This window comes from Microbulbifer agarilyticus (assembly GCF_001999945.1).
Taxonomy (GTDB): Bacteria; Pseudomonadota; Gammaproteobacteria; order Pseudomonadales; family Cellvibrionaceae; genus Microbulbifer; species Microbulbifer agarilyticus_A.
Genome location: NZ_CP019650.1, coordinates 2,280,803 through 2,294,309, shown reverse-complemented (window position 1 = coordinate 2,294,309; position 13,507 = coordinate 2,280,803). Strand labels below are relative to the sequence as shown.

The 13,507-nt window shown below is 52.7% G+C and carries 12 protein-coding genes; 9 read left to right on the top strand and 3 right to left on the bottom strand.

Annotation, left to right across the window (positions count from 1 at the left end; genetic code table 11):
- Positions 1-35: 35 nt before the first annotated feature.
- Complete coding sequence (locus Mag101_RS09370; RefSeq protein WP_077403923.1) at positions 36-737, bottom strand: ChrR family anti-sigma-E factor; 702 nt, start codon at positions 735-737, stop codon at positions 36-38.
- Between the two features lie 6 nt (positions 738-743).
- Positions 744-1,364, bottom strand: a complete 621-nt coding sequence (locus Mag101_RS09365; protein WP_232324970.1) for a sigma-70 family RNA polymerase sigma factor — start codon at positions 1,362-1,364, stop codon at positions 744-746.
- Between the two features lie 200 nt (positions 1,365-1,564).
- Between Mag101_RS09365 and Mag101_RS09360 the strand changes: the two genes are divergently transcribed.
- The 8 genes from Mag101_RS09360 to Mag101_RS09325 all read left to right on the top strand — a co-directional run bounded on the left by Mag101_RS09360 (position 1,565) and on the right by Mag101_RS09325 (position 8,220).
- Entirely contained in the window at positions 1,565-2,011 is a 447-nt protein-coding gene (locus Mag101_RS09360) for a nuclear transport factor 2 family protein (RefSeq protein ID WP_077403917.1), read from the top strand.
- On the top strand, positions 2,008-2,796 hold the full coding sequence (locus Mag101_RS09355; RefSeq protein WP_077403914.1) for an SDR family NAD(P)-dependent oxidoreductase: 789 nt from the start codon (positions 2,008-2,010) through the stop codon (positions 2,794-2,796). The genes Mag101_RS09360 and Mag101_RS09355 overlap by 4 nt, the downstream gene beginning before the upstream one ends.
- The gene (locus tag Mag101_RS09350; protein ID WP_077403911.1) at positions 2,796-4,088 is read left to right on the top strand and encodes an NAD(P)/FAD-dependent oxidoreductase; all 1,293 of its coding nucleotides are present in this window, start codon (positions 2,796-2,798) and stop codon (positions 4,086-4,088) included. The genes Mag101_RS09355 and Mag101_RS09350 overlap by 1 nt, the downstream gene beginning before the upstream one ends.
- Entirely contained in the window at positions 4,088-4,825 is a 738-nt protein-coding gene (locus tag Mag101_RS09345) for a DUF1365 domain-containing protein (protein WP_077403908.1), read from the top strand. The genes Mag101_RS09350 and Mag101_RS09345 overlap by 1 nt, the downstream gene beginning before the upstream one ends.
- 50 nt (positions 4,826-4,875) lie before the next feature.
- Positions 4,876-6,291: an SAM-dependent methyltransferase gene (locus Mag101_RS09340; RefSeq protein WP_077403905.1), complete on the top strand. Its 1,416-nt coding sequence runs from the start codon at positions 4,876-4,878 to the stop codon at positions 6,289-6,291.
- A gap of 11 nt (positions 6,292-6,302) precedes the next feature.
- The gene (locus Mag101_RS09335; RefSeq protein ID WP_198039953.1) at positions 6,303-6,884 is read left to right on the top strand and encodes a DUF2878 domain-containing protein; all 582 of its coding nucleotides are present in this window, start codon (positions 6,303-6,305) and stop codon (positions 6,882-6,884) included.
- A gap of 39 nt (positions 6,885-6,923) precedes the next feature.
- Entirely contained in the window at positions 6,924-7,661 is a 738-nt protein-coding gene (locus Mag101_RS09330; RefSeq protein WP_077403899.1) for a hypothetical protein, read from the top strand.
- A gap of 163 nt (positions 7,662-7,824) precedes the next feature.
- Positions 7,825-8,220, top strand: a complete 396-nt coding sequence (locus Mag101_RS09325) for a glycine zipper family protein (protein WP_077403896.1) — start codon at positions 7,825-7,827, stop codon at positions 8,218-8,220.
- Between the two features lie 171 nt (positions 8,221-8,391).
- On the opposite strand, the gene Mag101_RS09320 is transcribed toward Mag101_RS09325, so the two are convergent.
- Positions 8,392-11,148: a cytochrome c peroxidase gene (locus Mag101_RS09320; RefSeq protein ID WP_198039952.1), complete on the bottom strand. Its 2,757-nt coding sequence runs from the start codon at positions 11,146-11,148 to the stop codon at positions 8,392-8,394.
- Between the two features lie 1,416 nt (positions 11,149-12,564).
- On the opposite strand from Mag101_RS09320, the gene Mag101_RS09315 reads away from it, so the two are divergent.
- Positions 12,565-13,449 (top strand): hypothetical protein, encoded by an 885-nt coding sequence (locus Mag101_RS09315; RefSeq protein ID WP_077403890.1) that lies wholly within the window; start codon positions 12,565-12,567, stop codon positions 13,447-13,449.
- The last annotated feature ends 58 nt before the right edge of the window (positions 13,450-13,507 follow it).

The window sequence follows — 13,507 nt, the reverse complement described above, 5'->3', positions numbered from 1 at the left end:
TTTGCGTTGTAGAGCCTGCCTGATGTGCCTGTTGTTTATTGAGGCTTCAGAGACAGGAATGGATTCATCATTCTGCCCAGAAGTCCGGTCAGCGCTACCGGGGCTTCGACAACCGACAGACACAGGCACTCCTGATCTTGGGTCGCGGTCGGGCGGTGCACTTGGCCTGGCTCGCGCACCAGGAAATCGCCGGTGGAATACACGCCTTCGCCATCAGAAAAACTACCATACAGAACCAGAGTGATTTCTTTGCCGCGGTGATCATGCTCCGCCACCTTGCTGCCGGGAGCAATGCGATGAAACGATACTTCCAATTCATTCTGACCGGTTTTCAAACGGGCTTCCTTCAGGCCTTTGGAGAGGCGGCGCCACTTGAGAACTGGGTTCTGGGCCAGCAATTTCTTGACCACTGGCGGTACCGCGGAGAAAGCCGGGTCCCGAGAAGTGCGTTCTCTGACGGCTTTGGCAGGTGCCGCCGGCTCCTCATGCTCTTCGTTATCGCGCGCTTCGATGCGCTGCATAAGATCGCCAAAGATCGCGCTATCTTCACGCTCCACAGACGCGACGGGTGCGGATCCTGAGAGCAGGTTGCCGCCCACGTTGTTGAGCATTTTCATTTGCGCTGCGCACTGCGGGCAAAAATGAATATGCGCCGAAACCGCCAGGCTCTGTGCCCAGCTTAGGCTGCCGCTGGCATACTCAAGCAGCATGTTGTTGTCGGGATGGTAATGAATCATGGTGCCTTACCTGACAAGTGTGCTTTGAAGTTTTTTCAGGGCCAGCCGCACACGCGACTTCACGGTGCCAAGGGGTAGCCCCAACTCTTCTGATATTTCGCTGTGGGATTTACCTTCCACATAGGCCTTTTCGATCACATGGCTCTGTTCCGGGGGCAAGCTATGAAGGCCCTGCGCGATCGCACTTTGATTGCGCGATTGCTGCAAGAACACCAGGGGTTGCTCATCCTGACTATCGTCCCAGATGTCTTCCACACTTAGGCTCTCGTCGGTTACCGGCTGACGGCTGTTACGCCTCAGTGCATCGATACGACAGTTCCGCATGATGGTGAAAACCCAAGTACTGGCAGACGCCTTGTCGGGGTTGAACGTGGGTGCCTTGGTCCACACACGGAACATGACTTCCTGAATCAGCTCATCGGCGGCCTCAGGAGCCGAGCTCTGACCTCCGCGGCTGAACTGAAAGCCTCGAATGAGGGGCGCGAAGTGGCTGAACAGCTGCTCAAACGAGGCTCGGTCACGTTCACGACCGACGCGAACCAGCAAATTGCTCCATTCGTCGTCCCTGGTTTTCTCAGATGCCTGCACTGTAGCGGCACTCCCCCGGTTGATGTATTTCACGGCCATGATAGCGAAACCTGACTCCATATTCTGCGAAATAGCAGTTTCCTTGGTCTTGCTACGCTGCCGGTCCGGCTCTGGATCACCTAAAAGAAGAATTTCCTGCCAATCATGGACTGTTGTGCAGTAATCCGAACCGTGGAAACACGCGTAAAAAGAAGAAGTTACTTGTTGATGACGTAATTTGACACAGGAGCAAGGCGAAAATGACAGCCGCAATTGAGCGTCTCAAATCGCTGTACTCAGATTTTTTGGCTGCTGATCCCGCTGGGATCGCCAGTGTGTATGCGCAAGATGTCGTGTTTAAAGATCCCGTACACGAGGTGCGCGGGCTGGAAGCCATGCAGAAATACTTTGCCGGGGTCTCTCAGAATCTGCAGGAGTGCCGATTCCAGTTCGATTTTGCTGTGCAGCAACAGGGCAGGGGTACATTGTGGTGGACTATGTATTTCCGCCACCCTCGCCTGAGTGGCGGAAAGTTACTGCAACTACGTGGAGCGAGTCTGGTGGAAATCGATGAAGCCAATGATCGAGTCGTGAGTCATGAGGATGTCTACGATCTCGGTGGCATGGTGTATGAGCATGTGCCGCTGCTCGGTAGCGTTATACGCGGTGTTAAGCGGCGGCTCGCAGAGAATGGGAATGCATCATGAGTGAGTCCCAAGAGTGGTGTTCAAAACTTAATATTTGGGTGACAGGCGCTGGCTCGGGTATTGGTGCCGCATTAGTCCGGCTCCTCGTAGAAGAGGGCCACTATGTCATTATCAGCGGACGCCGTCGTGAGCCGTTATTGACGCTCCAGAAAGCTGCACCCAAACGCATCCGAGTACTTGCCTGTGATGTGGGGCAAGATGATTCGATTGCTGAAGCGGGTGCAACTTTACGGGAAATCACCGATCAGCTCGACATGGTAATAGCCTGTGCGGGTACCTGTGAGTACGACGATGGGTTAACCTTGGACATTAAAAGCTACCGCCGCGTATTTGATGCAAACTTTTTTGGCGTGGTAAATACGCTGAGAGAATCATTGCCGTTATTGAGCAATAGCCGTAAGCCGGTATTTGTTGCGGTAAGCAGTCTTTCCTCTGTCGTAGGGTTTCCGAGAGCGGAAGCCTATGGTGCATCAAAAGCGGCTGTCGATTATTTTATGCAGGCGTTGCGCGCGGATACCGCTAATGTCTGTTTGCGCACCGTGCTGGTGCGCCCTGGGTTTATCGACACTCCGCTCACGCAAGAGAACGACTTTGACATGCCGTTCTTAATGACCGCAGAACAAGCGGCAAAACGTATTTTGATCGGCCTGAAGAGTAATGCTTCGGTGATCGACTTCCCGAAAAGGCTGAGCTGGCCGTTGAGACTTCTGGGAACATTATCCCCGGTCTGGTTCAATCTGATCGCACCCCGCATGACAAGAATTCGAACGTTGAGGAAGGTGTAATGCGTATTGCAATTGTTGGTAGTGGTATCTCTGGGCTTACATCCGCCTATTTGCTCAATCAGAAGCATGACATTTCCCTGTTCGAGGCGGATTCCCGGCTAGGAGGGCATACGGCGACAATCGATGTGGAAGAGGGCGACAAAACCATTCCCATCGACACCGGATTCATCGTATTTAACGACTGGACCTATCCGAATTTCATCAAGCTGATGTCGCAACTGGGTGTTGAGAATCAACCCACGGATATGGGATTTAGCGTATCCGCCTTGGGAACTGGTCCGAATGGAGCTGGTGAATTTGTTAAAGACTTTGAGTACGCGGGTAACAACCTGAATTCCCTGTTCGCCCAGCGCCGAAACCTGTTGGATGGTGGGCATTGGCGGATGCTGCGAGATATCGTGCGCTTCAATCGGGATGCGGTCACAGACTGGAAGCGCGGCGAACTCAGTGAAGCAACCACTCTGGGCACATATTTGGATACCAATGGCTACTCTGCTGAATTTGCATCGCGGTATCTGGTGCCTATGGGGTCCGCCATCTGGTCCGCCAGTATGTCACGGATGCTGGATTTTTCTGTCGACTTTTTTGTGCGGTTTTTCTACAACCACGGTTTGCTGAATGTTTTTAACCGGCCGCAGTGGCGAGTGATTCGCGGTGGTTCCAAATCCTATATCGCACCGTTGATCGAATCCTTCAAGGATCGCATTCATTTGAGCAGTCCCGTACAGCGTGTTACCCGAGTTGACCAGCATGTACAGCTGGAGTACTTAAATGCGGCGGGCGAAAAGCGCACGCAGGAGTTTGATCAGGTGATTTTCGCCTGCCACTCGGACCAGGCGCTTAGCATTCTGGGCGATGCTTCCACACCGGAACGCGAGATACTGGGGCATATTCCTTACGAAAAGAATTCGGTAGTGCTGCATACCGATACCAGCCTGCTTCCTAAACGACAGTCCGCTTGGGCGAGCTGGAATTATCGTTTGCAGGGTGATGATGCTGCCTTGCCCGCGTTAACCTACAACATGAATATTTTGCAGCGTTTGGAGACCAGTAAGACCTACTGTGTCACTCTGAATGCAACCCACCTGATTGATCAGAGCAAGATTATTGGTGAGTACGAATATGAACACCCACAGTTTTCCGTGAATGGAAACAGTGCCCAGGCGCGCTGGGGGGAAATCAACGGTGTGAATCGTACTTGGTTTTGTGGCGCTTACTGGGCCAATGGTTTCCATGAAGACGGTGTTGTAAGTGCTGTCCGTGTCGCGAAGGCACTGGGAGTCGATTTTTAATGCGTAGTGGTATCTACTCTGGTTGGATACAACATCGACGCTATGCGCCGAGAGAGCATCGGTTTCGTTACCGAGGCTTTATGATGTTTGCGTTTCTCGATGAACTTCCCGAGATACTTGCGCAGACACGATTGTGGTCGCGCTCAAAACTGGCCCCGGCGCGGTTCTGCCGAGAAGATTTTTTCGGTGACCCGGAAGTGAGTCTAGATGAGGCTGTCAGGGCGAGGGTTGCAGAAGAGCTGGGGGAGCGCCCGCAAGGCCCCATCGCATTTCTCGCGAACTGGCGTTACCTCGGCTACAACATGAATCCCATCAGTATCTACTACTGTTTTGACCGGTCTGGTGAACAGGTCGAGTCGCTGCTGGTTGACGTGCACAATACGCCGTGGAATGAACGGCACGGATATGTTTTGCCGGTATCCGGAGGGCGTGTACAGAAAGCGGTATTCGATAAAACGCTTCATGTGTCCCCGTTTATGCCCTCTAATCAAGCGTACCACTGGCGGAGCACCACGCCCGGCAGACACCTGACGGTGAGTATCCGCTCTGTCCAAGACGGAGAGTGTGTATTCGATGCGTGTATGGCTTTAGAACGGGAAGAAATTTCCGCGTCATCGCTGATTCGGAAATTGATCCAGTATCCCTTGTTTACCGTAAAGGTCATTAGCGCCATATACTGGGAAGCACTCAAGTTGTTTATTAAGAGGGTGCCTTTGTATTCGCATCCACAGACCTGAAATTTTCTTCACCAAATTAAGAATCAAAGCCTCCGGGAGAATTTTCGATCATGAGTTTGATGCACAAGAACGTCGCAAAAGCCATTCAGCCAGCGGTAGCTGCGGATGAGGCTCAATCATTGACGAATGAATCTCCTGTGCCTGTGCAAGGTCAGCCAAATATCAGTTTGGTCAGCAACGACAATACGCATTCTCAAGTGGCTGGTGAAGCGGGAGCAGGTCAGCAAGTAACAGCTCTAAATTGGTTTGAGCGTCTCGCACGCAAGCTGGTATTGGGGAAACTCTCTGCAATCAGTATCGGCACTCTCTATGTTCACGAAGTCTACGGTGAACATAAGATTTTCCAGTACGGTCAAACACCGGGATTCTCGGATATCGAAGCACACCTGCATGTTCGCTCTCCGGCCACCTACACCCAAGTGTTGATGAACGGCACCATCGGCTCCGGCGAAGCCTATATGGAAGGGGATTGGCACTCTCCGGATCTGGTGCAGGTCATACGTCTCATGGTTGCCAACCAGGAATTGCTGCAAAATCTGGATTCCCGTTGGGGCTTCCTGCAAAAAGCGGCGCTGCGTGTGTTGCATCGGCTAAATGCGAACTCGATCAACGGTTCCAAGAAGAACATTTCTGCCCACTATGACCTGGGTAATGACTTCTTTGGTCTATTCCTCGATCCCACCATGCTGTATTCCAGTGCAGTGTTCCCGTCCGAAGGCGCCAGTCTCGCAGAGGCCTCTGAATTTAAAATGGCTCGGATTTGCCGCAAGCTGCAGCTGAAACCGACGGACCATTTGCTGGAAATTGGTACCGGCTGGGGTGGCATGGCCGTTTATGCCGCGAAGCATTACGGTTGTCAGGTCACCACAACCACTATCTCCCGCGAACAGTATGAGCACGCCAAAGCCTGGGTGGAGCGGGAAGGCTTGCAGAATCGTGTAACACTGTTGCTCAAAGACTACCGTGAGCTCGAGGGGCAATTCGACAAGATTGTCTCCATCGAAATGATTGAGGCGGTAGGGCACGAGTACTACGCGACTTTCTTTGGTCGCTGCAGCGAGCTGCTCAAGGACGACGGCATTATGGTGATGCAGGCGATCACCATTCAGGATCAGCGGTTTGATGCCTACAAAAACAGCGTCGACTTCATTCAGCGCTATATCTTCCCGGGCGGCTGTCTGCCATCGAATCAGGTGGTGGCCAAGCACATCGCCGAAGATACCGATATGCAGATCGTAGGTCTCGACGATATTACCTTTGATTACGCCAAGACTCTGGCGTCCTGGCGTACCGCATTCTTTGAACACATTGATGAAATTCGTGCGCAGGGGTTCGATCAGCGCTTTATCAATATGTGGGATTTCTACCTGTGCTATTGTGAGGGCGGCTTCCTGGAGCGTGTAATCAGCACTGCGCAGTTTACCTTCGCTAAACCGCGCTGCCGTAAGCTTCCGCCGTTACACTGATGTCCATTCCATTGGTTCAGCAGGCTGACAGTACGCCAGTTCCGTTTTGGAAAATGCTGGTCAGTGGTTTGATCTTCGAGGGAATCTGGCTTCTATGTGTGCTGGATCCCTCAACACTTCTTGTGGTGGGTTTAACACTGGTGAACCTTGTGGTTCACCTTTTCCTGTTTCATAGCACTGCTCTCTGTGACAGCGTCCCACCATCCAAATCTCGCTCACTGTTGTGGCTCATTGCCATCGCTGCCGCCGGTATCGCCATGGACGCGATACTGTTCCGCACCGGGCTATTCAGCGTTGACCCGTCGCCGACAATCGTGCCGCTGTGGCTGGCCTGCCTGTGGTTGAACTTCGCCCTTGCGGTCCGCTACGCCTTTGTTTTTTTACATGGAAGGATGTGGCTGTCTGCCGTGTTTGGATTTTTTGGCGGGCCACTCAGTTACTTGATTGGTGCAAAAATTGGTGGTGAGGTCGCACTGGCGACACCTCTCTGGTTGACGTTGTCGGTACTGGGAATCTTGTGGTGCATCTTTTTGCCGCTGATTATTCGTTTGTTACGTGTCACTGAGCGACCTACAACCTCAAATGCACTGTAGTACCTGAACTTTTCCATATGGAGTTGAAGGATAAGCTTCATGATTGCTTCCATATTCGTGTTATCTCTCTCTGTTACCGGCTGCAGTGCTCCGCAAGCAGTGCTGGCTGAAGCCAAAGTTGTTGGCCGTGCAACGCTGCCCGGGAGCGAGCAAGTTCAGTATTGCGAGTACTTTCTGCCCGGGGAGGAAAACTGGCGAGTTCTTTACTTCTCTCCGAGTGGCCGAAAAATCGCTGAGAAGCGCGTAGAGTCGCCGGGCGGGCAGGGGAGCTTACCTGTGTCATCACGCCCCAATGTGGTCCAGGAGGACTTTCGTTTCGGTGAACTTCGCGAGGCAGTGCAGCAGCAGAACCAGTGGTTGCTGCGGTATCGGCCCAAGCAGGATGCGACACTAGAGGAGAAACGTGTTCCGGCGGTCAAGGTGGATGTGGTTGACGCCGGGTTCGATGCTTTTGTACGCAGCAATTATTCGGCGCTTGCCCAGGGCCAAACATTCGATTTTGGTTTTGCATCCCCCTTGCATGGCCGTGTAATCACATTGCGCGCGCGCCGGGCTCCATGCGTTTCTAGCGGGCCAGATCTTTGTATCGATGTGGAGTTGTCCAGTGGCTTCCTGCGTTGGCTCGCCGGCGGTAAAATCTACCTGGAGTATGGGGCGCCCACCGCCAGTGGGCAGGTAGCAGAGCCTCCACGCCTGCTGCGTTTTAGCGGTACTGTGAACCTGTTGAACGACTCCGGAAAATCCCAGAACCTCGATATCCGCTATTTCTACCCGTAAGTTTTCGCGTTACTTAAGGCGAGTAATAGGCCTTTATTCCCATGTAAGTCTCTCACTTTGGCTATAAGAGTAATACCAGATATAGCGAACCATCCTGACGCGTATTCCCACCATCGTCTAAACCTAAGAGGACAAAGGCGACAACATGTGGTGAGGTGCGCCAATGAAGATTCAACTAGTGTTCGGTGTGATGCTTACGGCGACAACTGTCCTGGGGTGTGCCACCCAGCAGGAACAGGTATACGGTGCCGGTAATATCGTCATCGACACCCAGGGCGTGAATATGCGCCAGTACCAGCTCGACCTGGCAGATTGCAAGACGCTTTCGATGGCCGCACGCAACGATGCGGGTCGACGCGGCTTCTCGCGCGCTGCAGGCGGTGCATTACTCGGTGGTGCACTGGGTGCGATCATCGGCGACAGCAGTAGTGCTGCTGCCGCAGCGGCAGGGGCCGGTGCCATCGTCGGCGGCGTCAGCGGTGTCGGCAGTGCCCACGCGGAAGAGGGCTACATTGCCCGAAACTGCCTACGCGGTCGCGGCTACCGGGTATTGAACTGAGTTTCTAAAACCAACTCCTATTCGGCACTCACAGGACTTGGCTTGCGCCGGGGGATTTATCCTCCGGCTTTTTTGGTTTTGCATATTTGGTTTTACATATTTGGTTTTATATAGACAAAAAAGCCCGCACGTTTCCGTGCGGGCTTCATCAAGTGTGTGAGCGACTAAGGATTAAGGTGCTGCGTAGGGCACTTCAATCTTGGACTTGCCATTGGGGTTGGCAATATCCATATCGCACGGCTCAGTCAGGTCGTTGGCAAATCCGGTAACCTCTTCCAGCATTTCCTGGAAGGTAATAATCCGGGTTGTATTGCCGTCGGTACCGACAGCGGCAATGTTCGCAAGTTTGGTACGACCTTTACCATCGTGGCCATTGGGTACACAAATTTGCGGATGGTCGAACTTGCCTTCCTGGTAGGCAGCGCCCCAGTCGGTCAAGCCTGTTTCCATCATTTCCACCATCGCTGCTTCACGGTCTGCGCCTACATCCACAATACGCAATCCGGCGTCCAGATTGTGCAGGTTGAGGTTGGCAACACCGAAGCGCTTGTCATCGCTGAGGTCGAAGTCCACAACAGTTTTGTAGAACTCCAACACCTGACGCAGGTTCATTTTCGATCCATTGTGCATAAATGGACCAGTGAACTTGGTCATGCGAATGGTAGGCGTCTTGAAGAAGCCATTGCGCAATACCAGGTCGTCGCTGGGTACTGTCGGGTCGCACACCACCGCGCCCATATCTGGGTCACAAGCCAGATTCATGGCGAACGGCTTGGCGGTCAGGTTACCTGGCGCAGTTGGAATCTGCACACCGCCAACACCAACACCGGCTTGCAGGCTGTCTGCAATTTTTTGCAGTACGGCTTTGGTTTCCGGGCTGTCGTACGGTGCCGGTAAGTCGCCTGGCAGCATGCCCATCAGCTGTGCCAGCTTAGCCTTTGACAGAGGAATCACACCGCCATTGGTGGTGGTGATGTTGTCGCCAACACTCAGGTCTTCACCGGTGGGGCGAATCGCGATGTTGTAGAAGCCTGCGTCATATACACCCTGATTTTCAAAGGTGTTCATGCGCTCCAGGATTGCGGGCGGTTCTTCACCGGGAGGCAGCGGCTCGACACCGAAGCCGGTAGTACCACTGATGGTTGCACCGGTAAATTCAGCGGATGCATGGCACTCGGCACAGTCGGTCGCACCAGCCTGGAAGCGTCCCATACCCTCGTCGATATTCGCAATGGTGGCAGCCGCAGCTTCGCACACACGAGAATCGTAGGGTGGGGCACAGCCACCAATAGGCTCACCGGCTAGCAGTGTGCCACTTTCTGGCTGGTTAGGCGCGTTGGGGGCTTCAGAGCCGGTCTCGGCTTTCGGATGAATAAACTCGGCGAACTTCAGTGCACATGAATCATATGCAGCGGTGGCTTCCACTTCCGTTGAAGACGGTGGCAGCATAATCGAGCAGTCTTCAAAGGAAACGCCGTCGCCATCAGGCTGCAGACCGGTCCAGTCCATGACGATCATGAAGCGGCCATTAATCATTTGGAAGCTACGCGACGGCGTGCCAGCCGGTGGGCGGCTCTTACCTATGTCCAGGCGAACCATGGTGCGGCCGTCGGAGCTGATGTGCTCGATGATGGTTTCCGGACCATTGTTGCCGTCAGGGTTTGAGTCGATCATTCCACCCGCCATCAGGTCGACAATGGTATTGCCGGTAGTGAGCGTCGCCTCATAGGCCTGCACAGCGAGTCCCCAGAAGAGGTTGAAGTTAACCTCCATCAGGGTTCTATTCTCCGAGCTGTAGTCGCAATTGCTCATGTCGACTTTCTGGGTGAAGTTCGAAGCTTTTGTCAGGCAGACATCATTGCCGGAACCATCGCCCCAGAATTTTTCGAGGAAAATATCCTTGATAAAGTCGGAGTAAAGATAGCCGTTGATGCCGCGTACCTGTTCTTCAGCTGGGTCACAGCCGGCCAGGGAGCCCAACAGCGAGTCATTACAGTTGACCCATTGGCCGTAAAGCGGGGTCAAGTTCACCATTTTGCGGCCCAGGTTGTAGCCATCGCCACCACCACCGCCGCGATGAATAAATTCCATTTCAAAATCACTGCCGGTCGGGCCGACCGCTTGCGAGGCCAGTGAGGAGAATGGAATCAGTACGGAGTGCTCTTGCGCATAGTTACCGCCGGAATACACCCGTAACGTGGCATCAGGGTCGCGGAAGCCCAGCGTGTTTACGCCGTTAAAGAACATATCCGCACGGCCATCCCAGAAGCTGCTCTGGTTAAAAATGGCGTTGTAGGTGGTTGGCGTGTTGCGCGGTTCAACCCGACGTACGGTATTTGGAAAGCCAGGATCCTTGTTCGGGAAACCATCAAACAGGTCGTCGCTATCGTCGAAGCCATCATCAAGGTCTTCGAGAATACCCGCGTCCTGGATAGAACCAGGGATCAGTCCGGTGAAGGTCGTTGCACGGACGCCCTGAGATGATACAACGTCGTTCACGTCGTCACCGGCGATGGCATCAAGCAACGCGCTATCGGCAAGCGCACCCGGTGTCCCGTCTGCCTGGTCTGGTGTGGCGCCTGCGCCGATCAATGCGCTTTCACTAATTGGCAAACCACGTGGAGAGCTCAGGCCGCCGTAGTCCATGACATCCAGTTTTTTGTTAACCCCCAGCAACTGGTGGGAAGTATCTCCGCGTTTCAAACCAGGGCTCATGCTGTTGACGGTGCGGATATCGGCTCCGGAGTTGAAGTGGCAGCTCGCACAGGCCTGTACGCCGTCGCTGCCTACTTGCATATCGTAGAAAAACAGCTTGCCAAGTCGTTGGAGATCGGTGCGTTTGTTGGGATTAGTGATCTGCTCCCACTCGGCAGGATTGAAACCATCGCCCTGGCCGTCCAGTAGGCCAAGAACGTTTACGTCGGGCACAGCGACTTTGCTGAGCGGGGGAACGTCAGCTAAAGCAGGGCCGGCAATCAGCGAAAGGGATAAGCCCCAGGCACCGCCTCTTTGCAAAAATGCGCGGGCTAATGATTTTCTCGTTCCGGGAAACGGTGATCCGTTTGAGTCGGGTGGTGCGGTTGACCGTCCATCCTGTGGTGGACGGTAATCGCCTTTTCGGCAAGCCATGGCTAGATCCCTCTCGCTAGTTACGCTGATCGATTCGTAAATTGCCGAGCGATCCCCTTCGCATAAATCGTCCTGAACAAACGACAGCACTCATCCCGAAGCTGATCATTTTTTCGGCAATATTAAAAAAATAGGTTTTTGTATCGCAGATGACAAATGTCCAAGGGCGTAGAAAAGGTTGGATATGAGAAGGAAGTACCTGGTAGCTTCCGGGGTATCTAGGAAATTGATCTCATGAACGCTCAGAGAGAGCTGCGTTGCCAAAAGCTGGGAAAATTCATTTATTCAGTAAAAAGTTGAAGGAAAACAGTCTGTAACAATTTCGTTATAAAGAAACTTTTCCAGCACTTCACTTGCGTAAATAAGAGCTATTCCTAATGTGGGACTGGAATAAATTGAGAAATTCTTACGGCGTTTGTAGCGGCAATCATTTTGTCGAATTTTTACTTGAGAAATCTCTGCTGCATCGCAGTAGGCTCTATATAGCCAAAGCACGAGCCTTAAATACCCAGTGCAAAACCTTTATCAGAAACTCTCCAATGCACAAGTCCGTGTGTAACTTAGAAGTGCCTACACCTTTTCCAATATTTTTTTGAAAAAAATACAGATGTGGTCGCAACCGCGTTGATTGTATTTCGGCGTGACTATCTGGGGAGGAGGCTTGAATCGGGGTAGGGCCTGGACCGGTTTGCGTATTAACCATGCAGCCTGTTGGCACGCATCGCATTTTGTACCGTTAAGTGCTCCGCCATAACTGGCGATTTACCACTTTTTTCCTAGTGAATTAAAACTTCTCTCCTATGGCGAGGCTCATTGCTTCGATCAAAAATCAAAGTCGATTGTTCGTAATTCGATCAGGTTGTACGAAATAAGATCAGTCTTTCAAGGTAAGACGACTAATTCATCCTGTGATGTTGTTTTTGCTGTCACACACCGGTTGGTTTTAATTAGCACGGGCCTTGTCTAATCAAGCAGTTTCACCGAACAAGTGAGTTTACGGCGCTTGGGTATGAGACATCTGGCACTTATGGCGCGTGACCCTATATGGGTAATACACGCCGGCGTTAAGTTCCACCGGGTAGCTCCTCCATATGCCGCGGGCTCGGCGGGTAATCTGTGAATCACCAAAACCGGGTGTCGAATCACACCTGAATTAGTCGGTTTGCTTTGTCCGAGAAATGGACTTCCGGCTTGTATTTGTTCAAGGAGATATTCATGAAGGCGTATACCCCGATTGCCGCAGCAGTGATGTTTGCGGTGAGCTCAGTGGCCATGGCTGACAACAATGTGGCTACCCAGCTGCAGGACGGTGTTTTGAACAATGCCAGTGCTGACCAGCACAGCCCCGATTCGGCAAACAATTTCATCCTGCAAAAGCAGTTCGGCTTTGCGAACTCTGCCGACGCTACTCAAGATGGTACTGAAACTGGTAGCTCAATCTATCAGTACCAGGAGGGCGAGCTGAACTCGGCCACGTCTTTGCAGGAAGATGGCTACGACAACCTCACCAACGTTCGCCAAGTGGGCGCTCTGAACACAGCGTCTACCTACCAGGGCTTTAGTCACGATGTATACGTAAAGGTTCGCCAATACGGCGCGCTCAACTACGCGAATACCAGTCAAATGTGGAGTGAGGCGAGTGAGGCCGCTGTAATCCAGCACGGTGTAGCAAATAATGGCATGGCGGAGCAGTGGGGAACTTCCTACTCCAATATCAACATTGAACAATATGGTCTGGGTAACAGTGCGTATACCATGCAAGTTGGCAGCCATGGTTCCGATGCGTACACCTTCCAGTATGGTACTGGAAACAGTGCGACCGTTCTTCAGAGCGCTTTCTACAGTGATTCTCTGATCATCCAGGACGGTGAATACAATCATGCATTCGTTGATCAGATTGGTGAGGACCTGAGTCAGGTTACCTTGCAAGTCGGTGTTGGTAACTATGCCTCAACAATTCAGGCCGGTTACAGTCTGAACGCTATGACCACGCAGGTGGGCGAGTACAACGTGCACAGCACTATTCAGACGTTTGGCTTTGGCGATACCGCAGTGGTGTTCCAGGCGGGTACCGCAAACGTCGGTGTGATCATCCAGTAATTTTCTGATTTGATTCACAAAAAAGGGCGCATTCGTACGAATGCGCCCTTTCTATTTT